Source organism: Pseudomonas halotolerans (assembly GCF_039581215.1).
In the GTDB taxonomy this organism is placed as follows: domain Bacteria; phylum Pseudomonadota; class Gammaproteobacteria; order Pseudomonadales; family Pseudomonadaceae; genus Aquipseudomonas; species Aquipseudomonas tehranensis.
Window position 1 is genome coordinate 467,260 of sequence record NZ_JBCNTJ010000002.1, and the last position, 24,521, is coordinate 491,780.

The following is a 24,521-nucleotide window of genomic DNA, read 5'->3' on the forward strand; positions in this document are numbered from 1 at the left end:
GGATGAGCGCTTTCGGTTGATCTCGTCTGTCATCGTACAACTTGTTTGGGTGGGCGGGAATAGGCCGTCAAGTTTGGTTAGTGTGGCGAGAGGCGACATCGGTAGGCTTCAGATTCAGAGACCCTCGCGAACCGCCCCCCGAATCCCCTCCAGCAACATGGCAAACGCCGGGTTGTCATTGTCCTGGCGCCACACAAGGTGCAGCTCGCTTTGCACCCCTTCGCCCAGGTCGATCTCACGAAACACCACCTGCCTGAACACCACGCTGGTGGCACAGCGGGGCACGAGCGCCAGACCCATGCCGGCGTTGACCAGCGCAAGGATCGTCAGCGAGGACCCCAGCCATTGCACGAACTGCGGCGCGACGCGGGCCGAGCGCAGCATGCCGGTGAGCAGTTCGTTGAAGGGTGGGTAGGCGGAGTGGGAGTACATCAGGAAGGGTTCACCGTCGAGGTCTTCGACGCTCACCGAGTCGGCACTGGCCAGCGGGTGACCCGCCGGCACGGCCAGGACGAAGGGTTCGCGCACCAGGCACTCGGTGGCGTAGCCGGTTTCCAGCAGGGGTGAGCGGACGATCCCCAGGTCGATGCGGCGGGCACGCAGGGCCTCGTGCTGCTGGTAAGTGTTCATCTCCGACAGGACGATTTTGACCTGGGGCTGTTTCAGCCGGGCCTCGGCAATCACCTTGGGCAGAAACTCATACACCGCGCTGCCGACGAAGCTGATGGTCACCGAGCCGATGTCGCCCTGGGCGAAACGCTTGGCCGCCACGGCGGCTTGTTGCGCCTGCTCCAGCAGGTTCTGCGCTTCGATGAAAAACGCCCGCCCGGTGGCCGTGAGCGCCACGCTCCGGGTGCTGCGGGTGAACAGTTCGACGCCCAGGTGATGTTCCAGCAACTGGATCTGTCGGCTCAGCGGAGGCTGGGTCATGTTCAGGCGTTCGGCGGCGCGACGGAAGTTGAGTTCGGTCGCCACCGTGGTGAAGCAGCGTAGCTGGGCCAATTCAAACATTGATTCAATCCAGGTATCAATCAAGTGCCAAGTTAGATTAGACGGGAACAATACCCTCCGTCCATCATCGCCCCGTCCTCTACAAAAACAATGATCGGAGCCGCTGCATGAAGATCACCCGCGTCACCGTCACACCCATCGCCTTTCGCGATCCGCCGTTGCTTAACGCCAGCGGCATCCATGAGCCCTACGCACTGCGTTCGATCATTGAGATCGAGAGCGACAACGGCTACATCGGCCTGGGAGAGAGTTACGGCGATGCGCCGGCCCTGGCGATCCAGCAGCAATTGCAAAGCCAGTTGATCGGGCTGGACCCGTTCAACCTCAACCAGTTGCGGGCCATCGTCCAGGCCACCGTCGCCGCTCACCGACCCGCCAGTGTTGCCGGTGCGGAGCTGGCACCGGGTTCCCATGCGAGCAAGGCGGTGAGTAATGCTTACTCGGCGTTTGAGGTGGCCTGCCTGGACCTGCAAGCCCATTACCTGAACGTGCCGCTGGTGGATCTGCTGGGTGGGGCGATTCGGGATGAGATTCCGTTCAGCGCCTATCTGTTTTTCAAATACGCCGAGCACGTCGATTCGCCCTATCCGCCGGACAGTTGGGGCGAGGCGCTCAACGAACAGCAGATCGTCGCCCAGGCCCGGCGCATGATTCAGGACTACGGCTTCAAGAGCATCAAGCTCAAGGCCGGCACCCTGGAGCCGGAGCACGAAGTGGCCTGCATCAAGGCGTTGAAACAGGCCTTCCCCGGTTACCCGTTGCGCATTGACCCCAATGGCAACTGGTCGCTGGAAACCTCCATTCGCATGGCCGAGCTGCTGGGTGACGACCTGCAATATTACGAAGACCCGACGCCGGGACTCGAGGGGATGGCCGAACTGCACAGGCGCACGGGCCTGCCGCTGGCGACCAATATGGTGGTCACCGATTTCGACGAATTCCGTCGTAGCGTGGCGCTGAACAGCGTGCAGATCGTCTTGGCCGACCACCATTACTGGGGTGGGCTGCGAGACACCCAAGCGCTGGCAAAAATGTGCGACACCTTTGGCCTGGGGGTGTCGATGCATTCGAACTCCCACCTGGGCATCAGCCTGATGGCCATGGCCCACGTGGCGGCGGCGGTGCCGAACCTGGACTACGCCTGTGACACCCATTACCCGTGGCAGGAGCCGGATGAAGAAGTGATCAAGGGTGGCAAGCTGCCGATTGTCGATGGCTGCGTGAAAATCACCCGCGCACCGGGGCTTGGGCTGGAGCTGGACCGCGATCAACTGGGCAAGCTGCATGAGCAGTTCCTCAGTTGCGGCATCCGCCAGCGCGACGATGTGCGGCAGATGCAGCGCTACAAGCCGGACTGGAAAACCGTCAAACCCAGATTCTGAGGTGAAGGCGGGGGCTGCTGCGCAGCCCAGCGGGAGCAAGGTCTGTGGGAGCAAGGCTTGCCCGCGATAGCCGCGCCGCGGTCGAACAGCTGAACCGCGTTATCGTTCATCGCGGGCAAGCCTTGCTCCCACAGACTTCCTACAGGTCTTGCTCTTACAGATACCCCTTGCTACAAGTCGGTGCTACTCCAGCACCAACCCTACATTCTTCAGCCCCCCCTGCGGCCCGCACCCAAAGTACCGCGCCCGTCGGCATCAGCGTCTTACACCCAAACTGCCGCGCCGGGCCGGCGCTGCCAAAGCATCCGCCAATTGCCTCCAAGGCAGCGTATGACCGGGCCTGGCACCTTTCGATAATCGCCTCCGACATCTCGTCTCATGTTGCGGAGCGCGCCATGCACAACAATAAAAATACCCGCCAACGTTTTTTGCCTGCGGTCATCGCCGGTCTTTCGACCCTGGGCCTGACGACCTCGGCCCAGGCCGAAATCATGCTGTACGACAAGGACCAGACCACCTTTTCCACCGACGGTTACATCAACGCCTTTTACGTCAACAGCGATGTTGACCGGGCAGGGGAGCAGTTCGATCGCCGGCAGTCGCGGGTCAAGATGGGTTTCTTGCCCAACTACCTGGGTTTCAACATGGGCAAGCAGGTCGATGACCTCAAGCTCGGCGCCCGCGCCTCGTTCTGGGTGACCATCAACGACAGCGAAACCAACGGCACCGACACCGCCATTGACGTGCGACAGTTCTACGGCACCGTGGCCAACCCCGAATGGGGCGAAGTGTTGATCGGCAAGGACTTCGGTCTGTTTGCCCGCTCCAACATTCTGCTGGACGAGTTGCTGGCCGGTTACGGGCAGGTCAGCGACACCCTCGGGTTGGTGGACGGCGGCGGTGTGTCGTTCGGCAACATCGGCAGCGGCTATCCGTATCCATTCCCCACTTCGCAGATCACTTACCGCACGCCGGTGATGGACGGGCTGCGGGTGGCGGTGGGCATCATGGACCCGGTGGACACCAATGACAGCAGCGCCACCGGTAAGGCCTACCAGGAAAACCCGCGCACTGAGAGCGAGGTGACCTACCAGTTCGACCTGGGCGGGGCGAAGATCTACAGCTGGCTCAACGGCAGCTACCAGACCTCGGACAACACCGACACCACGGTCGATTCAGTGACCTCCAAGGGCCTGGGCTATGGCGTACAGGCGAAGATGGGCGGGCTGTCGCTCACCGGGTCCGGGTTCCAGGCCAAGGGCATCAACCCGTTCTTCACCAACAACGCCGGCGAAGCGACGTTGCGCAATGTCGACAGCACCGGCTACCTGATGCAGGGCTCTTACAAACTGGGCAAGAACCGCCTGGCGCTGTCCTACGGCAAGACCGAGGACGACGGCAATGGCGTGGTGGGCAGCGGTGCCGACTATGAAACCCGCGGCGTTGCGCTGTTCCATGACGTCAACGACAACCTCAAACTCGTGGCCGAATACAACCAGTTCGAAATCGACGGCCACGACACCAGCGCCCAGAACGAAGACACCGACACCTTTGCGGTGGGGGCGGTGTTGACCTGGTAAAGATGATCCATCGGGGCAGTGCACAACCCTGTGGTGAGGGGATTTATCCCCGCTGGGCCGCGAAGCGGCCCTAACCCAGCCAGTGCGTTGTACCTGGCACACCGAGGTGCCAGGTATTGGGGGGTTGCTACGCAACCCAGCGGGGATAAATCCCCTCGCCACAAGAGCATTCCAGGCCAAGCCCTAGGGTTTTGTGGTGGCCCCTGCCGTGCGCATCGCGGCAGGGGCCGCCACTGTTCTCCTCCCATGGAAGCGTCTACCCGCTACCCAAGTAGCATTCGTGGGCCGGGCGCGACTTCGTACACTCAAGGCTCCTGTCACGCACCCGTCGGAGGCGAAGATGCTAAAGGCCCAGAGCGAAGGTGTGATAAGCGCCATGTCCCAGGCAACGGACGTCCAGCAGGTTGCCCAGGAACTGGCGCGACAGTTGCTGCACCCGCATTTGGGTTTCGTGCTGTTTTTCTGCTCCGCTGAATACGACTTACCGGCGCTTGGCCAGGCGCTCTCACAGAGCTTCGGCGGGATTCGCCTGGTGGGCTGCACCAGCGCCGGAGAAATCACCAGCCAAGGCTATGGCCGCAACTGCGTCACAGCGGTGGGTTTCGATCATCGGCATTTTTCCATTGCCGCCGAGCTGATCGGTGAAATGGAGCACTTCAGCCTGATCGACGCCCAGCAAATGGTCGAACGCCTGGCCGGCGGTTGCCGCAGCAATGCGCTGGCACCGATCAAGGGCCACAGCTTTGCCCTGACATTGCTCGATGGTCTGTCCAGTCGTGAGGAGATGGTGCTGGCGGCGCTGAGCGCGGCGCTGGGGGACATTCCGCACTTCGGCGGTTCGGCCGGCGACGACAACTACCTGACCCACACCCATGTGTACTACGAAGGTCAGTTCCACAGCGGCGCGGCGGTGGTGGTGCTGGTCAACACCTGGCTGGATTTCGAGGTGTTCACCACCCATCACATCCTGCCTCGGGAGGAGAAATTGGTCGTGACCGGAGCCGACAGCACCTCACGGCGGGTTTATGAGCTCAACGCCGAGCCCGCCGCCGAGGAATATGCCCGGCACATCGGCGTGCCGGTGAACGCCCTGGACTATCGGGTCTTCGCCGCCCATCCGCTGGCGGTGCGCATCAACGACCAGTATTACGTGCGGGCCATCCAGCAGGTGCACCCGGACCTGAGCCTGAGTTTTTACTGCGCGGTGGAGAACGGCATCGTGCTCACGGCCATGACCCCGGGTCCTTTGCTGCACAACCTGCAAGAACTGTTCAGCGGCTTGCAGGCGCGTCTGGGTGACTTGCTGCTGACCATCGGCTGTGACTGCTTCCTCAGGCGCCTGGAGCTGGAAGATCGCGGCGGCCTGGAGCAGATCGGCCAGTTCCTGCGCGACCATCGCGTGATGGGCTTCAACACCTACGGAGAACAGTTCAATGGCATGCATATCAACCAGACCTTCACCGGAGTTGCCATTGCCCGCCATCGCGTCCCCGGCCATCGCTGAGTTGCAAGCGCAGATCGAGAGCCTGCAGCACGAAAACCGCAAGCTGCGGCGCATCAACGACGCGCTGATCGAACGGGTGGAGTCCGGCGTGACCCGGGGCAACGACCCGTATGCGGCGTTCCAGCATTCAGTGGTGTTGGCCGAACAGGTTCGCGAGCGCACCGACGCCCTGAACCAGGCCATGGCCGAACTCAAGGCCGGCAATCACCTGCTGGGCGAAGCGCGGCTGCGCGCGGAAACCGCCCACCGGCACCTGATCGATGCCATTGAGAGCATTTCCGACGCGTTTGTGCTGTTCGACGAACAACAACGCATCGTCCTGTTCAACAGCCGCTTCAAGGCGTTTTGGGCCCACAGCCGAGTGCGCATTATCGCCGGGATGCGCATTTCCGAGGTCAAGCGACTGATGACCGCCAACGGATTGTTCAGTGAAGAACCTCGCGGCCAGGCCGATGAGCATGTGCTGTACCGCTTGCAGAATGGGCGCTGGCTGCAGGTCAGCGAGCGGCCCACCCAGGAAGGTGGACGGGTGATCCTGTTTACCGACATCACCGACGTCAAACTCAGCGAAACCGTGCGTCGCGAACAGGCTATCGCGCAGAAATCCCATCTGTTGCAGCGGGCGGTGGACAACCTGTCCCAGGGCGTGGCCATGGTCAACGCCCAAGGGGTGCTGGAGCTGTGGAACCGGCGCTTCCTGGAACTCAGCGGCTTGGCGCCAGTGGCGGCCCATCGGCCATTCAGCGAGGTGATCGCCGACAGCGAACTGCAATTGTTGACCCCGGCCAGTCGCGACAGCAACGGCCGGCTCATTCATGAAAGCGAGCAGCGTCTGTCGGATGGTCGGGTCCTGGAGATTCGCACTCATCCGCTACCCACCGGCGGCTACGTCAACACGTTCACCGACATCACCGAGCGCTACCAGCACGCCGAGGCCCTGAGCGAAAGCGAGCGCTGGATCCGCCTGATCACCGACCACGTGCCGGCGCTGATTGCCTACCTCAATGCCGACCTGGTCTACGAATTTACCAACAAGGTTTACGAGCAATGGTATTGCTGGCCCCGGGGCGTGATGCTCGGTCAGAGCCTGCGCGAGGCCCACAGCGAACAGCATTACCAGCGCCTGGAGGCCTACGTGGCGCGCGCCCTGGCCGGGGAAAGTGTGACGTTCGAGTTTGCCGAAACCAATATCAACAACCAGGAACGCTACATGCTGCGCTCCTACGTGCCCAACCGGCTGGCCAACGGTGAAGTGGTGGGGATCTTCGTACTGATCCGCGACATCACCGAACGGCGTCGCACCGCCGAGGCGCTGCACCAGGCCTACCAGAACCTGGAACAGCGCGTTCAGGAGCGCACCGCCGAACTGACCACCCTCAATGATCAGCTATTGCGCGAAATTGACGAACGCAGCCGGGTGGAGTTGCGCTTGCGCGAGGCCAAGCGCGAGGCCGAGCAGGCCAACCTGTCGAAAACCAAATTCCTCGCGGCGGTCAGCCATGACCTGCTGCAACCGCTCAACGCCGCGCGGCTGTTCACCAGCGCCTTGCTCGAGCGCCGTGAGCCGGTGGCGAACGCACAACTGGTGCGCAACGTCAGCCACTCGTTGCAGGACGTGGAAAACCTCTTGGGCACGCTGGTGGACATTTCCAAGCTCGATGCCGGGGTGATCAAAGCCGATATCGCGCCGTTCGCCCTCAGCGAGTTGCTCGACAACCTGGCCGCCGAATACGTCCAGGTGGCGCGCAGCGAGGGCCTGGAACTGCACTTCGTGCCGTGTTCGGCCCTGGTGCGCAGCGACATGCAGTTGCTGGCGCGGATCCTGCGCAATCTGCTGAGCAATGCCATTCGCTATACCCCCAGCGGACGGGTGGTGTTGGGCTGTCGCCGGCACCGTCAACGCCTGTCCATCCAGGTCTGGGACAGCGGCATCGGCATTGCCGAAAACCGTCTGGAGGAGATCTTCCAGGAGTTCAAGCGCGGCGATGTGCAGCGCCCGGATCAGGATCGAGGGTTGGGTCTGGGGCTGGCGATTGTCGAGAAAATCGCCGGGATCCTTGGGCACCGGATCCAGGTGCGTTCATGGCCAGGCAAGGGCTCGGTGTTCTCCATCGATGTGCCCCTGAGCGCCACTGCGCCCAAGCCGTTACCGATCCTTACGATGAGCGAGCCGATGCTCGAGCGCTTGCGCGGGGCCCGAGTCTGGGTGCTGGATAACGACGCGGCCATCTGCGCCGGCATGCGTACGCTGCTGGAAGGGTGGGGGTGTAGCGTGGTGACTGCGCTGTCGGAGCAGGACCTGGCGCGCCAGGTGGACAACTACCATGCCGAGGCCGACCTGCTGATTGCCGACTATCACCTGGACAACGAGCAGAACGGTGTCGACGCCGTGGCCCGGATCAACGCCCGTCGCGCCTCGGCGATCCCGGCCATGATGATCACCGCCAACTACAGCAACGAACTCAAGCAGCAGATTCGCGAACGCGGCCACACCCTGATGCACAAGCCGGTGCGGCCGATGAAGCTGAAGATAGCGATGAGTCATTTGTTGGGCCAGCCCCCGAACCATTGATTCGGACACCGTTTGTGGCGAGGGGATTTATCCCCGCTGGGGCGCGAAGCGACCCTAAAACCTGACAACTCGGGCCGCCTGACAGATCCTGGGGGCTGCTTCGCAGCCCAACGGGGATAAATCCCCTCGCCACAGGAAAGTGTTAACCATGTCCCCCGGTCCAAACAGTGGGGGGGACCGGTTCAACGCCGCAGATAAGCCCCGAAATCAATGTCCCCGGCGCTGAGAATCGCCTGCACCCGATTGTGCACATTGAGCTTGCGCAGGATGGCCGAGACGTGAGCCTTGACCGTGGTTTCGGCGATCTCCAGCGTGTAGGCGATCTGTTTGTTCGACTCGCCCTTGGTCATGCGTTCCAGCACCAGCAGTTGTTTGCGGGTCAGGGCCTGGAGCAGCTCGGGCGCAAAGGCCGGGGTTTCGTTCAGGCGCCGGCCCATCGGGCTTTTTTGCGTGCGGATGATGTCCGGTGGCAGGTACACGTTGCCGTTGAGGATCTGCTCGATGGCGTCGGTCATTTGCGAGCGCGGCGAGGACTTGGTGATGAACCCCACCGCGCCATAGGTGATGGCTTGCAGCACCACCTGCTTGTCCTGCTCGGCGGAGACGATCACCACCGGGATGGTCGGCGCCTCGTTGCGCAGGTTGATCAGGCCATTGAGGCCGTGCATGCCGGGCATGTTCAGGTCCAGCAGGATCAGGTCGAGGTCGTCGTGCTCGCGGGTCAGCACCAGGGCGCTGTCCAGGTCGGCGGTTTCCATCACCTCGCTGCCAGGAAAACCGTCGCTGATGACGTTGTGGATGGCTTCGCGAAACAGTGGGTGATCGTCGGCTATCAGGATTTTATACATGGCCATTCACCTCGTTATTGTCGTATGGGTGGGGCAGTCGCACGCACTCGTCTGGGTCAGGGAAAGGGTTCGGGCCGGGCCGCTTGCACAGGCAGGTTGGCCGCCTCCCAGGCATCGAGGCCGTCGCGGTACCAATACAAGTGTTTATAGCCGATCGCGGCGGCGCGTTTTACCGCGTTCCAGCTCAACCAGCAATCAGAGCGGCAATAAAAGACCAGCGGTCGATCGGCGCGCCCGGCGGTGGCGTTGCGCAGGCTGCGGGTGAAGTAATCCTGCCAGATCGGGTCAAGGTCACCGTCGCCGGTATTGGCCAGCCACAGGCTGCCGGGAAGATTGGCGTGGGGCTCATTGTCGATGAAACGTCCCTGGAGCCAGGGGCGGCGGTAGACGTCGATCAGAATAGGGGCCGGTGTTTGCGTCATCAGTTGTTGCAAGGCCGGGGTATCGAGAATCTTTGCGCCGTCCACGGCGGTGGGCGTCGGGCTGCGGTACTGGGCAATGCGATAACCCTGCGCGGAGAACAGCGCAGTGTCCGCCTGGGCGATATTCAGCGACAGGCCCAGCAAGACGATCACCAGCAAACGGGGCATAGGCATTTATCCTTTTTGTTATGCGCCCATTACATGCCAGGGTCGAGGTCTTGTGAATGCGACCATAGACAGGAAAACCGGTACTAAAGTAGTAATTTGAGGCTATGGACCCTGCACCGACCCCTGTGGGAGCGAGCCTGCTCGCGATGGCGGCGGATCATTGAGTAATGATGTTGACTGACACACCGCTATCGCGAGCAGGCTCGCTCCCACAGAGGGATTCCCACAGAAAGATATGCATGGCTGCGGGATCAACCGGTCTTGCGCAACGCCGCGTGCTGCGGATTGAACGTCCACACCGCCAGCAGGGCGAAGAGCAGGGTCAAACCCAGGCACACCACCATCGCCACCAGGTTGAATTGCTCATACAGCGCAAAACGCACCAGTTCCACTCCATGGGTGAACGGACTGAGCGCGCAGAGCCAGTACAGCCAGACGCTGGCCTCCTGCATTTTCCACAGCGGATACAGCGCCGAGGACAGGAAGAACATTGGGAAGATCACGAAATTCATCACCCCGGCAAAGTTCTCCAGTTGCCGGATGGCATTGGACAGCAGCAAGCCCAGGGCGCTGAGCATCAGGGCCACCAGCAGCAGCGCCGGGAACGCCAGCACCAGGCCCATGGCCGGTGGCTGGATGCCGTACAGCCAGGCAATGGCGAGAAAGGCGTAGACCTGCAACAACGAGATCAGCGAGGTGGCCAGCAACTTGCTCGCCAGCAGGAAGGCCCGCGGCAGGGGGCTGGTGAGCAGCACGCGCATGCTGCCCATTTCCCGGTCATAGACCATCGACAGCGAACCCTGCATGCCATTGAACAATAGAATCATGCAGGCAAGGCCAGGCACGATGTACACCTCATAGGGGATGTAGGTGTCATAGGGGGCAATGATGGCGATGCCCAGTGCCGCACGAAAGCCAGCGGCGAACACCAGCAGCCACAGCAGCGGCCGCACCAGGGCGCTGAGAAAACGCGTGCGTTGCAGCACGAAACGCAGCCATTCGCGCACCACAATGCCGCTGAAACATTGCCAATACGCGTTCATGGGTGAGCTCCCGCGGCGGTCAGGTGGGTGAAGGCCGAACCGAGGGTGCCGCCGTGTGCCTGGCTCACGGCGTCGGCGCGTGCGCTGGCGACGAGGCGGCCTTGATGCAGGATCAGCAGATCGTCGCTGGGTTGTACTTCGTCCAACAGGTGCGTGGTCCACAGCACGCTGATGCCCTCGCGGCACAACTGGCGCACGTGTTGATTCAGCGCCAGCCGGCTGGCCGGGTCCAGGCCGACGCTGGGTTCATCGAGCAATAACAGGCGCGGTTCATGCAGCAGCGCCCGGGCGATTTCCACCCGGCGACGATGGCCGCCATTGAGGGCGCGCACGCGTTCGTGGCGCCGCTCGGTCAACGCCTGGCGGGCCAGTTCGGCGTCGATACGCACACGGCCCTGGCGCCGCGACAGGCCATGCAGCGCGACGTGGTAACGCAAGTTCTGTTCGACACTCAGGTCCAGGTCCAGGGTGCTCTGTTGGAACACCACGCCCAACTGGCGCAGGGCCGGCCGCGGCGAGGCCTGCAACGAATGACCACCGACGCGCACTTCACCGCGCTGCACGTCGTACAGGCGCGTGAGCAAGGCAATCAGTGTCGACTTACCAGCACCGTTGGGCCCCAGCAACGCGGCGAAGCGCCCCGCTGCGAGGCTGAAACTCACCTGCCTGAGGGCTTCGCGCGCGCCGTAGGCGAAGCTCAGGTCGCTGACCTCCAGGGCGTTCATGGCGTCACCACTACGCCCCAGGGAAAACGCCCGACCTTCACCGACTTGAGCACTTTGCGGCTCTGCACGTCGATCACCGAAACATCGCCGCTGACGCCATTGGTGGCCAGCAGTTGGCGTTGATCGGGGGTGAATGCCAGTTGCCAGACACGCCGCCCCACCAGCAGGTAATCCAGCACTTCGAAGGTCTTGGCATCGATGACGGCGACATGATTGGCCGGGCCCAGGGCGACGAAGGCGAATTTGCCGTCGGCGCTGAGCTTGATGCCCACCGGCTGCACCTTGTCGGGGTGAACGCCCTTGATCTGGAACGTCAGCGTCTTGAGCACCTGGCGACTGGCGACATCGAGAATTGTCAGCGTGCCGCCGATTTCCGCCGAGGCCCAGAGCTGCGAACCGTCGCGATTGAACTCGACGAAACGCGGCCGCTGGTCCACCAGCGTGTTGTCGGCCAAGGTCTGGGTGCTGGTGTCGATCCAGTGCAGCATGTTGGTGGTTTCACTGGTGTTGACCGCCCATTTGCCATCGGGGCTGACGGCCATGCCTTCGGGCTCGACGCCGACGCCGATCTGGGCCAGCACTTCGGAAGTCTGGGTGTCGATCACCGTCACCAGGGCATCGTCCTCGTTGGAGACATAGAGCCAACGGTCATTGGGGTGCAAGGCGAACTGCTCCGGGTCCTTGCCGGAGGGCAATTCCTTGATGATTTTGCGGGTGGCGACGTCCATCACCTGAACCCGGTCCGAATCGCTGGCGCAGATGTACAGCAAGCGGTTGTCGTGGGACAGCAACAGGCCGCGGGGGCGTTGACCCACCGCCAGGGTCTCGATGACCTCCAGGCTCTGCATGTCGATCAGGCTCAGGCTGTTGTCTTTTTCATTGGAGACCCAGGCGATGCTGGCGGCGGCGGGGCCGGCGACGAGCAATGTCGCCGCCAGGGTGAGGGCCTGGCAAAGCAGGGCAGGTTGCAACAGCGAGCGGCACATGGCGGTTTCCTTATTGTTGTTCTGAAAGGGATCAGGGGTAGCGGCAGCTCACTTCGGGTCGGTCATAGCCCAGGCTGTCCATTTCGTTGGTAGGGTGCAGGAAACCGTCCTGGGGCGAGGTGCTCACCAGCGCTCGTGGCTGAACCAGAGGAATCGGCTGACGCAGTTGCCCGTTCCATGGCCGGTAACTGAGCTTGCGGCCCTTGAAGCCGTCCAGCGGCAATTGCTCGCTCAGCGCCAGTTGGCGGATCGCAAATGGATCGTTCTGGCGCAGTTTGCTCACGGCGCTGGCGATGCTGCGCACGGCGATCCAGGCGGCGAAGTCGCGATCATTCATCCAGCGCCCGGCCAAGGCTTCGAAGCGTTTTTGCAGCTGTGCCGCGCCGTAGGTTTCCACGGTCTTGTGCCAGGCGGTGGGGGTCAGGCCTTGCGTGCCGGCCACCGGACGCGGATACCAAGTCTGGTAGGGCACGTATTCGCCGAAGTCACCGCGCTCGTCGGCCACCAGCACCACGTCGTATTCGGCGGTCTGGGTGAACAACGGCATCTCGGCCTGGGCGCTGCGGCGTTGGTCGTTGTCGAACTGCCAGGCTTTTTCGGCGACGAGCTTCATGCCAAAGCGTTTCATGGCCCGGCGCAATGCCGCGGCGTAAGCCTGGTCTTGGGTTGTCTGGCCGACAATCAGCAAGGCCCGCTGCCATTTGCGTACGACGCTGAATTGCACCAGGGCATCGGCGAGCATCGCCCGGTCGGGCAGGCTATGCAGCACGTTGCCCAGGCAATCGGTGCTGCGCAGGCTGTCGTCGGCGCTGCCGGCGTTGAACAGCAGGCTGTCGGGCAGGGCGGCACTGAGCTGGCGCAGGCTGGCGGACGGCGCGTTGACCACAAACAACCGCAGGCCCTGCTCATGCTGCGCTCGGGCGGCCTGGAGCAAGGCTTCGGGGCTGTCGACGCTGGCGCTTTGCAGCTGGTAATCGTGCTTGAGAAAACGCCCGGTGCTGTTGCTATCGACAATCGCCAGTTCAGCCCCGCGCAGCCCGGCATCGGCAGGCTCTTCAATCACGTTGGACAGCAGCGGCCCCGGGTCGGGGCGATACCCCAAGTAGCCGATGCGCACCTGCAGCGGCGCGCCGTCGCCAGCCTGGACGGCGACCGGCAACCCGGCGCCGACTGCTGCGAGCAAAGGGATCAAGGCGTAACTGACGAGCCGGCGCATAACACCTCCATTTGCGGGTAGCGCCAGCATAGGAAGCCTGCGTCCTGGGGGAAATATGCAGAAAGTACCGCCGGGCCAGTACCAAGGTAGTAACCCGTTGTCGACGCCGGGGTTTTAGGATGCCATTCATCGTCATTCATCAGGAGCGGACAGACCGTGCGGATTCTCAAAGCCCTGCTGCTGCCGTTGTTGCTGATCTTGAGTCTGATTGGCGTGGATCGGTTGTCTGGCAAACCAAAGAGCTGCCGCGAACACAAAACCTGCGAGCACACAGGTCCCCCTGTGGGAGCGAGCCTGCTCGCGATAGCGGTGGTTCAGTCGACAGCGCTGTTGAATGTGCCGATCTCATCGCGAGCAGGCTCGCTCCCACAAGGGTTATGTGCCGGCCAGGGAGCGGGGCGCTAACCATGTCAGCCCTCTGGCGAATCAACCTCGGGGTGACGGCGTTTTTCGCCTTGGTCACCCTGGCTTGTGCGGTCCTGTTGCTGCATCAAGCCACGGCCGATGTGAAACGCGAGCTGCAATCGGCCGAGTCCGTGGTGCATTACCTGAGCGAAACCGCCGAACGCAACCCGGCCAGCCTCCAGTCGCGGCTGACCGGCAGTCTGCGTCATGTGCGGGTTCACTGGCTGGCGGCGGGGCAGATGCGCCCGGTGAATATCGAGGACGGGGTGACCGCCTGGTTTGGCCGCTGGTTACTGGCCGACGATCCCGCTGCCGAAGTGGTGGATTTGCCCGACGGTCGTCGGGCCTGGATCGCGGTGGATCCTCGGGACGAAATCGAAGAAATCCTCGATTCCCTGGTGCAACTGCTGGGTGTCTGTGCGCTGGCGCTGTTGGTCAGTCTGCTGGTGATCCGTTGGGCGGTGCGCCGGGGCATGGGATTGCTCGATGAATTGCTGCAGGCCCTGCGTCAGGTCTCTGCCGGCGATCTGCAGGTGCGGCTGGCCGCTGACGCTATCCCGGAGGCCCGGCAACTGGCGGGGCATTTCAATCGCATGACCGCTGCCCTGGCCCAGGCACAGGCCGATAACACCCGGCTCACCCAAGCGTTGCTGGCCGTGCAGGAGCAGGAGCGCTCGCAGCTGGCCCGGACCCTGCACGACGACCTGGGCCAATACGTGGCGGGGATCCGCGCCCGGGCGTGCTTGTTGCGACTGGTGATCGATCAACCACCGGTGCTGGAACAGACCGTCAGCCAGCTCGAGGATCATTGCGAGCACCTGCAACAGGGGTTCCGGGCATTGGTGCAAGACCTCTATCCGGTGGTGTTGCAGCACCTGCCGTTATCCGAGACCCTCGAGTCGCTGGTGACTCAGTGGCAACAAAGCCAGGGCATCGCTTGTCAGTTGCGGATCGACAGGCCGTTGCCGCCCTTGTCCGGGGCGAACAAGACCCATCTGTACCGTCTGTTGCAAGAAGCCCTGACCAATGTCGTGCGGCATGCCGGCGCCACGCAGGTGCGGATTCGTCTGCAACATCGAGCCGGGCGCTTGCGGTTGCTGGTGCGTGACAATGGCCGGGGAGCGAACGGGCCTCATCGAGCGGGCGTTGGCCTGCACTCGATGGCCGAGCGTGCCCGCAGCCTGGGTGGCGAACTGCGCATCATCAGCCAGCCCGGTGCCGGTTGGGCGCTGGTCTTGAGTATTGCTCTGGAGGCGTGATGAACATTTTGTTGGTGGACGATCATGCGGTGGTTCGGCAGGGCTATGCCAGTCTTTTGCGGGCGCTGATGCCGGACCTGCACGTGCGGGAAGCCGCCACCGGTGAGGAGGCGTTGAGTCAGGTGCTGGAGCAGGTGCCTCATCTGGTGATCATGGACTTCGGCTTGCCCGGCATCAGTGGGCTGGAAACCACCCGCCGCCTGCGCCAGCGCCTGCCGCAACTGCGGGTGTTGTTCTTCAGCATGCACGATGAACTGCCGTTGGTCCGCCAGGCGCTGGACGCCGGTGCTGCGGGCTACCTGACCAAAAACTCGCCCCCCCAGGTGCTGGTGGAGGCGGTGCGCCGGGTGCTGGCCGGCCATGCCTACATTGAGCAATCCCTGGCCACCCAGTTGGCCTGCGCCAGCACCCGGCACAACACCGACCCGCGCTTGCAATGCATGACCCAGCGCGAGTTGGAGATCTTCGTCATGCTCGCCAGGGGCACCCCGGCGCGCACCATTGCCGAACAGCTGTGCATCAGCGCCAAGACCGTGTCCAATCACTTGACGCTGCTCAAGAGCAAGCTGCAGGTCAGTTCCCATGCCGAACTGGTGCACCTGGGGATCGACATGGGCGTGTTGCGGGTGGCGGGGTGAATCCCGGATTCCTGAGCAATGCCCCATTTGTGGCGAGGGGATTTATCCCCGCTGGGGTGCGAAGCGCCCCCAAGAACCTGACATCTCGGTGTATCAGGCTCATTGAGTGAGCGGTATTGGGCTGCTTCGCACCCCAGCGGGGATAAATCCCCTCGCCACAGGAAGAGTGTCTGGCCGGCGCTGTATCAATGCTTCCAACTTGTCGGGCACCCCGTGCAGCCCTGCATATTCGCATCCTGAAAATTCCCATAATGCTGGCGTGAACCGCTCAGGTTGGCGTCTTCCAGGTTGCTTTCGCCCAGCTTGGCTTCCTGCAGGTTGGCATCGCGCAGGTCGGCGCCCTTGAGGTCTGCCTTGCTCAGCCAGGCCATTTCCAGGTCGGCGGCTTGCAGGTTGGTTTCGTGCATTCGGGCTCCGGACAGCCGGGCGAATTGAAGATACGCGGCGCTCAGGTCCGCTTTCTGGAACTGCGCGCCTTGGGCGAACAGGCCCCAACCCTGGATTGCCTTGAGGGTGGCCCCCCTGAAGTCCGCCAGGCGCAGGTTGCTTTGCTGCAGGCTGGCGCGGGTCAGGTTGGCGCCTTGCAGACGGGCCTTTTCCAGATTGGCCAGGTCCAGCCGGGCATGGCGCAGATCAGCGCCGCGCAGGTCGGCACCGCTGAGGTTCATTTTGCGCAGGTCCTGGTTGGCCAGCCGGGCACCGCGAAGATCGGCGCCGGGGCATTGGCTGGATTCGGCGATGATGCAGCCGTTGAGGGTCAGGGGTGTGTCGGTGTCGTCGGCGCTGGCATGGGCGCCGATGAGCAGAAGCAGCAGGGGGAGACATCTCATGGCAATAAACTCGGTTGACTGTGGGAGCGAGCTTGCTCGCGATAGCGGCGGGAGATTCAACATCACCGCTGACTGAACCATCGCTTTCGCGAGCAAGCCCGCTCCCACAGTTGATGGTTGTCGGACACAAAATCTGTGTCCGCCGCAGATCCCTGGTGGGAGCGAGCTTGCTCGCGATAGCGGCGGGACATTCAACATCACCGCTGACTGAACCATCGCTTTCGCGAGCAAGCCCGCTCCCACAGTTGATGGTTGCCGGACACAAAATCTGTGTCCGCCGCAGATCCCTGGTGTGAGCGGGCTTGCTCGCGAAGCCGTCGGGACATTCAGCATCACTGCCAACTGAACCACCGCCATCGTGAGCAGGCTCGCGCCCACAAGGGTCATTGGTGGGCCATCTGGTTATCCCAACTCGGAATCTTGAACACCCAGAACGACCCGCCCTGGGCCACGGGTTTGGTCAGCTCGGCCATGTCGCCCCCCCACAACGGCACGGCGCCGCCATAACCGACCGTCACGCCGATGTACTGCTCGCCGTCCTGCTCCCAGGTGATGGGCGGGGAGACGATGCCGCTGCCGGTCTGGAATTTCCACAGCTCCTTGCCGGTCTTGGCGTCGAAGGCCTTGAAGAAGCCGTCGCCGGTGCCGGTGAACACCAGGTTGCCGTGGGTGGCGAGCACCCCGGCCCACAGCGGCAAGGCTTCCTTGTGCTCCCAGACCACCTTGCCCGTGGTGGGGTTCATCGCCCGCAAGCTGCCGACGTGATCGTCATACATGCGCTTGATACGAAAGCCCATGCCCAGGTAGGCCGAGCCTTTCTTGTAGTTCACTTGTTCGGTCCAGTATTCCTCTTTCCACTGGTTGCCAGGGACATAGAACAACCCGGTGTCCTGGCTGTAGGCCATGGGGTTCCAGTTCTTGCCGCCGAGGAAGGGCGGCGAGACTTCCACCGGTTTGCCCTTGGTTTCGCCCGGCAGTGGCTTGGCCGGCCGTTGGCCGGGATTTTCCACCGGACGGCCGGTCTTCAGGTCGATGTGGCTGGCCCAAGTGATGTTGTCGACGAAAGGGAAGGCGTTCTGCAGCTTGCCGTTGTTGCGATCCACCACGTAGAAAAAACCGTTGCGGTCGGCATGGGCGGTGGCCTTGACCAGCTTGCCGTCCTTGTCTTTGTAGTCGAACAGCACCAGCTCGTTGTTGCCGGAGAAATCCCAGGCATCGTTGGGCGTGTGTTGATAGAACCACTTCACCTCGCCAGTGCTTGGGTCGACGCCCACCTGGCCGGAGGTGTAGAGGCTGTCGTAATCCTGCGGGTTGCCATCCTTGGCGGTGCGCGCCCAGGTGTTCCATGGCCCCGGGTTGCCGGCGCCGACGATGATGGTGTTGGTTTCGGGGTCGAAACTGGCGCTCTGCCAAGGCGCGCCGCCGCCGTGGCTCCAGGCCTCGACCTTGCCGGTCTCGGTGGTTTTGTCGTCGGGCCAGGACGGTGCTTTCACATCGCCGGTCGGCGTGCTGTCCTTGCCATTGAGACGGCCCATGTGGCCTTCGACGAAAGGCCGCATCCAGACCTCTTCACCGGTGTCCGGGTCCCGGGCGAACAACTGGCCGACCACGCCGAACTCATCCCCGGAACTGCCATGGATCAACAGCACCTTGCCGCTGGTTTTGTCCTTGATCAGGACCGGGGCGCCGGTCATGGTGTAGCCGGCCGCGTGGTCGCCGAACTTCTTGTTCCACACCACTTTGCCGGTGTTTTTATTCAGCGCGACCACCCGCGCATCCAGCGTGCCGAAATAGATCTTGTCGCCGTAGATGGCCGCGCCGCGATTGACTACATCGCAGCACGGACGAATGTTGTCCGGCAGCCGATGGCTGTAGGTCCACAGGCGTTTGCCGGTCTTGGCGTCGAGGGCGAACACTCGCGAATATGAGCCGGTGACGTAGACCACGCCGTCGCTGACGATGGCCTGGGACTCCTGACCGCGCTGCTTTTCGTCGCCGAATGAATAAGACCAGGCCGGCGTGAGCTTGAACACGTTCTTGTCATTGACCTGGGCCAGCGGACTCCAGCGCTGGGCGTTGGTGCCCATGCCGTATTGCAGCACATCCTGGGTGGTGAGGTGATCGTTGGCGATGTCTTCCCAGGTGACGGCGGCGTTCGCCTGCGGACTCAGGGACAGGCTGCCGGCCAGCAGCAAGGCAACGGTCAGGGAAGAGAGGGCAGGTAGCGTTTTTATTGTCATGGTGGGATTTCCCAGTGAGGTTTTGGCCTGACTAGGTTGGGTCGCGCCACGGCTCTACCGATACGGAAAAAGTCCCGCCCTTGCCGGGAAGACTTCCCGAACCGGTTGTCTTTGCGAACCGCACCGGATGACCCGCTACCAAGGAACTAGATCGCGGCCACCAAAGCAGCATTCGGCTGGGGCGAGGTGCTTCCTAAGATGACGGCACGGCTTCTGTAAGGAGGTCTTGCGTGCAATCCAGAGGGCATAACAATGACAACAAAACGCAACGCCATCATCGCTACCGCATTGCTGATAGGGCTGACCGGCGCAGGCTCCGTATGGGCCCATGGCGACGTGGTGCCCCAGGCGGTGGAAACCAAGGGTCTGACCCCGGTCAAGGACACCGGCTTGCCGCTGGATGCGGACGGTTGGGCAGCGCAAAACCCGTACCGTGGTTCGCCCGAGCGTGACAGGGCCGTGGAAATCGGCGCTTCGGCCTACAACCAGAACTGTGCGGCCTGCCATGGCCTGGAAGCCAAGTCTGGCGGGATCGCCCCAGACCTGCGCATGCTCGACGCCGCCGAAGTCGGCGACGAGTGGTTCGTCGAGCGCGTGCGCCATGGCGCGGTGCGTGATGGCCGGGTCTACATGCCGAAAATGGCCGACTACCTGAGCCAGGAAGCCTTGTGGGCGGTGCGCACCTATCTTGACAGCGTGCACGTCGAGGAGTGATCGCCATGCGCCTGCTCGCGTGGATATTTTGCAGCCTGTTGTTGTGGGGTCAGACGGCACAGGCGCAGGTGCGCAACTACGACGAAATGATCGCCGCCGGCGAACTGAAAGTAGCGGTGTACAAGGATTTCGCCCCCTACAGCTTCGAAGACCATGGCCAGGCCCGGGGTGTGGACGTGGACCTGGCCCAAGCCCTGGCCAAAGCCCTTGGCGTGCGTCTGCGGTTGATCTGGGCGCCGCCCGGCGAAAAGCTCGATGACGACCTGCGTGATTACATCTGGCGCAGCAGCGCGCTGCATGGTCGGCAACTGGCCGACCTGATGATGCGCGTGCCCTACGACCGCGACTACGTGCAAAAGCGCAACGACATCGGTGAACTGGAAAATGCCCAGGTCGCCATGTTCGGACCGTATCAGCAAGAGTGCTGGCAAGTGGCGTACGACCAACGACGACTGGAAAGCGTCGGCAGTGTCGCGGTGTTCCAGCAGCACCCCATTGGCGTCGAGGTCGACAGCGTGCCGTCGTTCTACCTGACCTCGGTGTTCAACGGCATGCTCAGCGCCAAGACCCATCACTTCCCTGGCGTAGGCCAGGCGTTCAAGGCCATGCGTGCCGGGCAGGTCGACGCGGTCATGGCCATGCGCGGGGAGATCGACTGGCAACTGCATGAGGCGGCCGATCCGCAACTGGCCCTGGCCGAAAATGCTTACCCGAACATGGGCAAGCAACGCTGGGAAATCGGCATGGCGGTGCATGAGAGCAACCGCCAGTTGGCTTACGCGGTGGAAGAAGCGCTGGAAGGGTTGATTCGCGACGGCCGTGTCAAAACCATCTACGCCCATTACGGCCTGCGTTACGAAGTGCCCGACATGTATCAATAGGAGCGCAGGGATGAACTGGCGAGCGTTGGGTCTGCTGTTGTGCTGCCTGCCGTTGACGGCGACAGCGCTCGAGACCGGGAAGGACCCGGTGCCCTCGGTGATGTGGGCCTTCTATCACAAACAACTGCTGAATGAGGCGCCCTTCGTCTTCGACGATCGGGTCCGGTTGCTGGCGCCACCTTTTGCCGAAGATGCGCGCCAGGTGCCGCTGCAAATCGATGCCCGCGCGTTCACCGGCGACGTGGTGCGCATGCTGGTTTGGGCCGAACTGAACCCGCTGCCCAAAATTGTCGACTTCCAGCCGGGGGATCGGGTGCTGCCCTGGCTGGCGATCCGCATTCGTATCGAACAGGCCACGCCGTTGCGCGCCGCCGTGCAGACCCGTGACGGCCTGTGGCACGTTGGCTCGACGTTGATCGACGCGGCCGGTGGTGGCTGCACCGCGCCCAGTGTGGTGCGGACCCAGCCGGGCTGGGAAGAACACCTGGGCCAAGTGCTGGGCGCCCGTTACCCCCGAGGTGAAGACAGTCGCCTACGCCTGCAAGTGGCCCACCCGATGGACAATGGGCTGGTCAGCGGCATCCCGGAGTTTTACCTCAACCAGGCGCAGTTGCTGGATGCCGACGGCCAGGTGCTGGCGCGCCTGGAGCTCTTTGCGGCCGTCAGTGAAAACCCCAACCTGAGCTTCGATATTCAAGGGCCCGGACAGGTCCGCCTGTTGTTGCGTGACAACGGCGGCAATGAATTCGAAGCAACGGTCCCCTGACCACAAGGAGCGCGCCATGCGTTGGTTGTTGCTGATCTGGCTCGGCCTGTGCCTGCCGACATGGGCCGCAGCGGACTATTCACTCAAGCCCCGGCAGATCGCCGAAGGCACCTGGCTGCTGGAAGGCAGCACGGACAATTTTGCCAAGGCCAACGGCGGCAACATCGTCAACACTGCTTTCATTGTCACCGAGGCCGGCGTGGTGGTCATCGACACCGGCCCGTCCCGGCGCTACGGGCAGGCCTTGCGCCAGGCGATTGCCGCGACCACCGATAAGCCGGTGGTCCAGGTGTTGCTGACCCATCATCACCCTGACCATGTCTTGGGCAACCAGGCCTTCAGTGACGTCTCCATCGGCGCATTGGCGGGCACCACCGATCTGTTGCGCCAGCAGGGCGACGCCATGGCCGAGAACATGTACCGGCTGGTCGGTGACTGGATGCGTGGCACCGAAGTGGTGTTACCAAACCAAGTGCTGGTTCCCGGGCCGCTGAAGGTCGGCAACCATTCGTTGCGTCTGCTGGCATTGGCCGGGCACACCGGGGCGGACCTGGCGATCCTCGATGAAACCACTGGCGTGTTGTTTGCCGGTGATCTGGTGTTTTACCAGCGGGCTCTGACCACCCCCAACAGCCCGGGGCTTGAGGTGTGGCTCCAGGACCTGGACACCCTGCAGGCCTTGCCCTGGAAGCAGATCGTTCCCGGCCATGGCCCGGTCGCGACGGACCCGCAGCCGTTTGCCCAGATGCGCGATTACCTGGGCTGGCTCGACCAATTGATGCGCGACGGCGCGGCCCGTGGCGATGACATGGCCGAGATGATCCACAGCCCCATTCCCCAGCGTTTTGCCGGGATCAGCCTGAGTCGGTACGAGCTGATTCGCAGTGTCAGCCATCTGTATCCGCGGTATGAACGCGCGGGGATGAGGCGGGTGGATGCCCACGACCCTGACTGAAGGCGTACCCTGTGGCGAGGGGATTTATCCCCGCTGGGCTGCGCAGCAGCCTCTGAGCCAGTTCAGTCAGCCAATATTCAGCGATGCTAGAGGGCCGCTTCGCGCCCCAGCGGGGATAAATCCCCTCGCCACAAAGGTGGGTGCATGCCTCCAAGGACGGTGGACACCGGCACGACCACCCCCTCACCTGTACCAAGGAACTAGAAAACTCAGCACAGCGGGCAATTGTTGCCAGGGGCTGTGGGGCCAAGAATCTGCGACAGACCGGGAAAATTTCCCGGGTATAACAATAACCGCAGAGGTAGCCGTCATGAGTCATCCCGCACGTCGCCAACCCTTCGCCGTGAGCCTGCTGCTCAGTGCCATGCTGCTGTCCGGTTCGGCCTTGGCCGCCGTGACCGATCAGGAAATTCTCCAGGACCCGAAAAACCCGCAGCAGATCGTGACCAACGGTCTGGGCGTCCAAGGCCAGCGCTACAGTCCACTGGCGACCCTCAACACCGACAACGTCAAGGATCTGCGGCCAGTCTGGGCGTTCTCCTTCGGCGGCGAAAAGCAGCGCGGCCAGCAGGCCCAGCCGATGATCAAGGATGGGGTGATGTACCTCACCGGTTCCTACTCGCGGGTTTTCGCGGTGGATGCACGCACCGGCAAGAAACTCTGGCAGTACGACGCGCGCCTGCCCGATGACATCCGCCCTTGCTGCGACGTGATCAACCGTGGCGTGGCGCTGTATGGCGATCTGGTGTATTTCGGCACCCTGGACGCCAAGTTGGTGGCCTTGAACAAAGACACCGGCAAGGTGGTGTGGAGCAAGAAGGTCGCTGACCACAAGGAAGGTTATTCCATCAGCGCCGCGCCCATGATCGTCAATGGCAAGCTGATTACCGGCGTGGCGGGCGGCGAGTTTGGCGTGGTAGGCAAGATCAGCGCCTACGACCCGAAAAACGGCGAGCTGCTGTGGACTCGCCCGACCGTGGAAGGGCACATGGGCTACGTCTACAAGGACGGCAAGGCCATCGAGAATGGCATTTCCGGTGGCGAAGCCGGCAAGACCTGGCCGGGGGATCTGTGGAAAACCGGTGGCGCCGCGCCCTGGCTGGGCGGTTACTACGACCCGGAAACCAATCTGCTGCTGTTCGGCACCGGCAACCCGGCACCGTGGAACTCCCACTTGCGCCCTGGCGATAACCTCTATTCCTCATCGCGCCTGGCCCTGAACCCGGACGATGGCACCATCAAATGGCACTTTCAGAGCACCCCTCACGACGGTTGGGACTATGACGGCGTCAACGAGCTGATCTCCTTCAACTACAAGGAAGGCGGCAAGGACATCAAAGCTGCGGCCACTGCCGACCGAAACGGCTTTTTCTACGTGCTCGATCGCACCAATGGCAAGTTCATCCGTGGCTTCCCGTTTGTCGACAAGATCACTTGGGCCAGTGGCCTGGACAAGGACGGGCGGCCGATCTACAACGAGGCCGGTCGTCCGGGCGCGCCGGGCAGCGAAGCCAAAGGCGGCTCGGTGTTTGTCGCACCGGCCTTCCTCGGGGCGAAGAACTGGATGCCCATGGCCTACAACCAGGACACCGGGTTGTTCTACGTGCCGTCCAACGAGTGGGGCATGGACATCTGGAACGAAGGCATCGCCTACAAGAAGGGCGCGGCGTTCCTGGGGGCCGGTTTCACCATCAAGCCGCTGAACGAGGACTACATCGGTGTGCTGCGGGCCATCGACCCCAAGACCGGCAAGGAAGTCTGGCGCCACAAGAACTACGCGCCGCTGTGGGGCGGGGTGCTGACCACCAAGGGCAACCTGGTGTTTACCGGCACGCCTGAAGGTTTCCTGCAGGCCTTCAACGCCAAGACCGGGGAAAAGGTCTGGGAATTCCAGACCGGCTCCGGCGTGCTCGGTTCGCCCATCACCTGGGAAATGGACGGCGAGCAATACGTCTCCGTGCTCTCGGGCTGGGGCGGCGCGGTGCCGTTGTGGGGCGGCGAAGTGGCCAAGCGTGTGAAGGACTTCAATCAGGGCGGGATGCTCTGGACCTTCAAGTTGCCGAAGGATCTGGTGGCCAAGCGCTAAGTTGAAACTGGGCCGGGCACTGTTCTTGTGGCGATTGCTCTGTGGGAGCAAGGCTTGCCCGCGATGAAGGCGATGCGATCTCCCAAGGAACCGAGGCGACTGCATCGCGAGCAAGCTTTGCTCCCACAGGGGCAATGTGGCGTTTCGCCAAAAAAATCCCCGTCCCAATGCTTGAAATCTACGACCAAATAACGAGAGCCCCCCCTGCCAACGACGCATTCGTCCGGCAGGCGGGGCTGTCTACCATCGGTCTATCGCCTGTCCCGTGACAGGCATCGACCAGGCAGAGG

General features: G+C 62.8%; 20 protein-coding genes. 11 read left to right on the top strand and 9 right to left on the bottom strand.

Features of this window, described 5'->3' with window-relative positions; all coding sequences use genetic code 11:
• Window positions 1–114: 114 nt before the first annotated feature.
• Window positions 115–1,011 carry a LysR family transcriptional regulator gene (locus AAIS01_RS04590; RefSeq protein ID WP_343467990.1) on the bottom strand — a complete coding sequence of 299 codons (897 nt, stop codon included), beginning with the start codon at window positions 1,009–1,011 and terminating at the stop codon, window positions 115–117.
• A gap of 107 nt (window positions 1,012–1,118) precedes the next feature.
• Here AAIS01_RS04590 and AAIS01_RS04595 point away from each other — a divergent pair, with 107 nt between their 5' ends.
• The 4 genes from AAIS01_RS04595 to nahK all read left to right on the top strand — a co-directional run bounded on the left by AAIS01_RS04595 (window position 1,119) and on the right by nahK (window position 8,049).
• Window positions 1,119–2,393, top strand: coding sequence for a glucarate dehydratase family protein (locus tag AAIS01_RS04595; RefSeq protein WP_092398687.1), 1,275 nt, complete (start codon window positions 1,119–1,121; stop codon window positions 2,391–2,393).
• 395 nt (window positions 2,394–2,788) lie between these two features.
• Window positions 2,789–3,973 (top strand): porin, encoded by a 1,185-nt coding sequence (locus tag AAIS01_RS04600; protein WP_343467991.1) that lies wholly within the window; start codon window positions 2,789–2,791, stop codon window positions 3,971–3,973.
• 340 nt (window positions 3,974–4,313) lie between these two features.
• Window positions 4,314–5,477 (top strand): nitric oxide-sensing protein NosP, encoded by a 1,164-nt coding sequence (gene nosP / locus AAIS01_RS04605; protein WP_092398683.1) that lies wholly within the window; start codon window positions 4,314–4,316, stop codon window positions 5,475–5,477.
• Window positions 5,407–8,049 (top strand): hybrid sensor histidine kinase/response regulator NahK/ErcS', encoded by a 2,643-nt coding sequence (gene nahK, locus AAIS01_RS04610; RefSeq protein WP_343467992.1) that lies wholly within the window; start codon window positions 5,407–5,409, stop codon window positions 8,047–8,049. The genes nosP and nahK overlap by 71 nt, the downstream gene beginning before the upstream one ends.
• Window positions 8,050–8,231: 182 nt before the next feature.
• Here the strand turns inward: nahK and AAIS01_RS04615 are convergent, their stop codons facing one another.
• The 6 genes from AAIS01_RS04615 to AAIS01_RS04640 all read right to left on the bottom strand — a co-directional run bounded on the left by AAIS01_RS04615 (window position 8,232) and on the right by AAIS01_RS04640 (window position 13,457).
• Entirely contained in the window at window positions 8,232–8,897 is a 666-nt protein-coding gene (locus tag AAIS01_RS04615) for a response regulator transcription factor (protein WP_092399330.1), read from the bottom strand.
• A gap of 56 nt (window positions 8,898–8,953) precedes the next feature.
• Window positions 8,954–9,487, bottom strand: a complete 534-nt coding sequence (locus AAIS01_RS04620; protein WP_092455533.1) for a PQQ-dependent catabolism-associated CXXCW motif protein — start codon at window positions 9,485–9,487, stop codon at window positions 8,954–8,956.
• Window positions 9,488–9,738: 251 nt separating this feature from the next.
• Window positions 9,739–10,530: an ABC transporter permease gene (locus AAIS01_RS04625; protein WP_343467993.1), complete on the bottom strand. Its 792-nt coding sequence runs from the start codon at window positions 10,528–10,530 to the stop codon at window positions 9,739–9,741.
• Entirely contained in the window at window positions 10,527–11,255 is a 729-nt protein-coding gene (locus AAIS01_RS04630) for an ABC transporter ATP-binding protein (protein ID WP_092398675.1), read from the bottom strand. Before AAIS01_RS04630 ends, AAIS01_RS04625 begins: the two co-directional genes overlap by 4 nt.
• Entirely contained in the window at window positions 11,252–12,241 is a 990-nt protein-coding gene (locus tag AAIS01_RS04635; protein ID WP_343467994.1) for a YVTN family beta-propeller repeat protein, read from the bottom strand. Before AAIS01_RS04635 ends, AAIS01_RS04630 begins: the two co-directional genes overlap by 4 nt.
• 31 nt (window positions 12,242–12,272) lie before the next feature.
• The gene (locus AAIS01_RS04640; RefSeq protein WP_343467995.1) at window positions 12,273–13,457 is read right to left on the bottom strand and encodes an ABC transporter substrate-binding protein; all 1,185 of its coding nucleotides are present in this window, start codon (window positions 13,455–13,457) and stop codon (window positions 12,273–12,275) included.
• A gap of 407 nt (window positions 13,458–13,864) precedes the next feature.
• Between AAIS01_RS04640 and AAIS01_RS04645 the strand changes: the two genes are divergently transcribed.
• Together AAIS01_RS04645 and AAIS01_RS04650 are read left to right on the top strand one after the other, a co-directional pair.
• A complete protein-coding gene (locus AAIS01_RS04645; RefSeq protein ID WP_343467996.1) occupies window positions 13,865–15,121 on the top strand; it encodes a HAMP domain-containing sensor histidine kinase in 1,257 nt (418 codons plus the stop codon).
• On the top strand, window positions 15,121–15,759 hold the full coding sequence (locus tag AAIS01_RS04650) for a response regulator (protein WP_343467997.1): 639 nt from the start codon (window positions 15,121–15,123) through the stop codon (window positions 15,757–15,759). Before AAIS01_RS04645 ends, AAIS01_RS04650 begins: the two co-directional genes overlap by 1 nt.
• A 185-nt stretch (window positions 15,760–15,944) precedes the next feature.
• Here AAIS01_RS04650 and AAIS01_RS04655 read toward each other — a convergent pair whose 3' ends face one another.
• Window positions 15,945–16,589, bottom strand: a complete 645-nt coding sequence (locus tag AAIS01_RS04655) for a pentapeptide repeat-containing protein (protein WP_343467998.1) — start codon at window positions 16,587–16,589, stop codon at window positions 15,945–15,947.
• A 383-nt stretch (window positions 16,590–16,972) separates the two neighbouring features.
• Window positions 16,973–18,829: a quinoprotein ethanol dehydrogenase gene (gene exaA, locus AAIS01_RS04660; protein ID WP_343467999.1), complete on the bottom strand. Its 1,857-nt coding sequence runs from the start codon at window positions 18,827–18,829 to the stop codon at window positions 16,973–16,975.
• A 252-nt stretch (window positions 18,830–19,081) separates the two neighbouring features.
• Between exaA and pedF the strand changes: the two genes are divergently transcribed.
• From pedF to AAIS01_RS04685, 5 genes are all read left to right on the top strand, one after another.
• Window positions 19,082–19,543 (top strand): cytochrome c-550 PedF, encoded by a 462-nt coding sequence (gene pedF, locus AAIS01_RS04665; RefSeq protein ID WP_092398659.1) that lies wholly within the window; start codon window positions 19,082–19,084, stop codon window positions 19,541–19,543.
• Window positions 19,544–19,548: 5 nt separating this feature from the next.
• Entirely contained in the window at window positions 19,549–20,424 is an 876-nt protein-coding gene (locus AAIS01_RS04670; RefSeq protein WP_343468000.1) for a substrate-binding periplasmic protein, read from the top strand.
• Window positions 20,425–20,434: 10 nt separating this feature from the next.
• Window positions 20,435–21,190, top strand: coding sequence for a quinoprotein dehydrogenase-associated SoxYZ-like carrier (locus AAIS01_RS04675; RefSeq protein WP_343468001.1), 756 nt, complete (start codon window positions 20,435–20,437; stop codon window positions 21,188–21,190).
• A 16-nt stretch (window positions 21,191–21,206) separates the two neighbouring features.
• On the top strand, window positions 21,207–22,145 hold the full coding sequence (locus AAIS01_RS04680; RefSeq protein WP_343468002.1) for a quinoprotein relay system zinc metallohydrolase 1: 939 nt from the start codon (window positions 21,207–21,209) through the stop codon (window positions 22,143–22,145).
• Window positions 22,146–22,455: 310 nt separating this feature from the next.
• Window positions 22,456–24,231, top strand: a complete 1,776-nt coding sequence (locus tag AAIS01_RS04685; protein WP_343468003.1) for a PQQ-dependent methanol/ethanol family dehydrogenase — start codon at window positions 22,456–22,458, stop codon at window positions 24,229–24,231.
• Window positions 24,232–24,521 lie beyond the last annotated feature (290 nt).

What these genes read in the sequence shown, in the direction of transcription:
- AAIS01_RS04590 (WP_343467990.1), bottom strand. Translation starts at nt 1,011, where the DNA reads ATGTTTGAATTGGCCCAGCTACGCTGCTTCACCACGGTGGCGACCGAA.
- AAIS01_RS04595 (WP_092398687.1), top strand. Translation starts at nt 1,119, where the DNA reads ATGAAGATCACCCGCGTCACCGTCACACCCATCGCCTTTCGCGATCCG.
- AAIS01_RS04600 (WP_343467991.1), top strand. Translation starts at nt 2,789, where the DNA reads ATGCACAACAATAAAAATACCCGCCAACGTTTTTTGCCTGCGGTCATC.
- nosP (WP_092398683.1), top strand. Translation starts at nt 4,314, where the DNA reads ATGCTAAAGGCCCAGAGCGAAGGTGTGATAAGCGCCATGTCCCAGGCA.
- nahK (WP_343467992.1), top strand. Translation starts at nt 5,407, where the DNA reads ATGGCATGCATATCAACCAGACCTTCACCGGAGTTGCCATTGCCCGCC.
- AAIS01_RS04615 (WP_092399330.1), bottom strand. Translation starts at nt 8,897, where the DNA reads ATGTATAAAATCCTGATAGCCGACGATCACCCACTGTTTCGCGAAGCC.
- AAIS01_RS04620 (WP_092455533.1), bottom strand. Translation starts at nt 9,487, where the DNA reads ATGCCCCGTTTGCTGGTGATCGTCTTGCTGGGCCTGTCGCTGAATATC.
- AAIS01_RS04625 (WP_343467993.1), bottom strand. Translation starts at nt 10,530, where the DNA reads ATGAACGCGTATTGGCAATGTTTCAGCGGCATTGTGGTGCGCGAATGG.
- AAIS01_RS04630 (WP_092398675.1), bottom strand. Translation starts at nt 11,255, where the DNA reads ATGAACGCCCTGGAGGTCAGCGACCTGAGCTTCGCCTACGGCGCGCGC.
- AAIS01_RS04635 (WP_343467994.1), bottom strand. Translation starts at nt 12,241, where the DNA reads ATGTGCCGCTCGCTGTTGCAACCTGCCCTGCTTTGCCAGGCCCTCACC.
- AAIS01_RS04640 (WP_343467995.1), bottom strand. Translation starts at nt 13,457, where the DNA reads ATGCGCCGGCTCGTCAGTTACGCCTTGATCCCTTTGCTCGCAGCAGTC.
- AAIS01_RS04645 (WP_343467996.1), top strand. Translation starts at nt 13,865, where the DNA reads ATGTCAGCCCTCTGGCGAATCAACCTCGGGGTGACGGCGTTTTTCGCC.
- AAIS01_RS04650 (WP_343467997.1), top strand. Translation starts at nt 15,121, where the DNA reads ATGAACATTTTGTTGGTGGACGATCATGCGGTGGTTCGGCAGGGCTAT.
- AAIS01_RS04655 (WP_343467998.1), bottom strand. Translation starts at nt 16,589, where the DNA reads ATGAGATGTCTCCCCCTGCTGCTTCTGCTCATCGGCGCCCATGCCAGC.
- exaA (WP_343467999.1), bottom strand. Translation starts at nt 18,829, where the DNA reads ATGACAATAAAAACGCTACCTGCCCTCTCTTCCCTGACCGTTGCCTTG.
- pedF (WP_092398659.1), top strand. Translation starts at nt 19,082, where the DNA reads ATGACAACAAAACGCAACGCCATCATCGCTACCGCATTGCTGATAGGG.
- AAIS01_RS04670 (WP_343468000.1), top strand. Translation starts at nt 19,549, where the DNA reads ATGCGCCTGCTCGCGTGGATATTTTGCAGCCTGTTGTTGTGGGGTCAG.
- AAIS01_RS04675 (WP_343468001.1), top strand. Translation starts at nt 20,435, where the DNA reads ATGAACTGGCGAGCGTTGGGTCTGCTGTTGTGCTGCCTGCCGTTGACG.
- AAIS01_RS04680 (WP_343468002.1), top strand. Translation starts at nt 21,207, where the DNA reads ATGCGTTGGTTGTTGCTGATCTGGCTCGGCCTGTGCCTGCCGACATGG.
- AAIS01_RS04685 (WP_343468003.1), top strand. Translation starts at nt 22,456, where the DNA reads ATGAGTCATCCCGCACGTCGCCAACCCTTCGCCGTGAGCCTGCTGCTC.